At 64.9% G+C, this 393-nt stretch carries 1 protein-coding gene; it reads left to right on the top strand.

Annotated features, from left to right (window positions below; genetic code table 11):
• Nucleotides 1-393 (top strand): mandelate racemase/muconate lactonizing enzyme family protein (locus tag EN846_RS33735; RefSeq protein ID WP_189587194.1); only part of this gene is annotated, 393 nt, incomplete at both ends.

Below are 393 nucleotides of genomic sequence, written 5' to 3'. Positions count from 1 at the left end.
GGCGTTGTGGGACCTGCGCGGCAAGGCCTGGAAGCAGCCGCTCTATCAGCTGCTCGGCGGCGCGGTGCGCAAGGACATCCCCTTCACCGATTATTTCTCGCTACGCGGCGACGGGGCGAAGGTGAAGGGCGAAAAAACGCCGGAAGCGGTCGCCGATTACTGCGTCGAACTCCACGAGCGGCACGGCACGACCTTCTTCGAGGGCAAGTTCTCGACCCAGGATCCGAAGGTCTCGCTGAAGATGGTCGAGCTGATCCGCAAGAAGCTGGGCGACGGCGCGATGATCCGCATCGATTCCAACCAGGCCTATTCGCTGGCCCCGGCCCGGCGGCTTGTGCGGCCGCTGGAGGATCTCGGTGTGCGCAACTGGGAGGATCCGGTGGCGACGATCGA

The organism is Mesorhizobium sp. M4B.F.Ca.ET.203.01.1.1 (assembly GCF_004791025.1).
In the GTDB taxonomy this organism is placed as follows: domain Bacteria; phylum Pseudomonadota; class Alphaproteobacteria; order Rhizobiales; family Rhizobiaceae; genus Mesorhizobium; species Mesorhizobium abyssinicae.
Note: the sequence above shows the minus strand (reverse complement) of the source record. Positions and strands in the feature narration are given on the sequence as shown.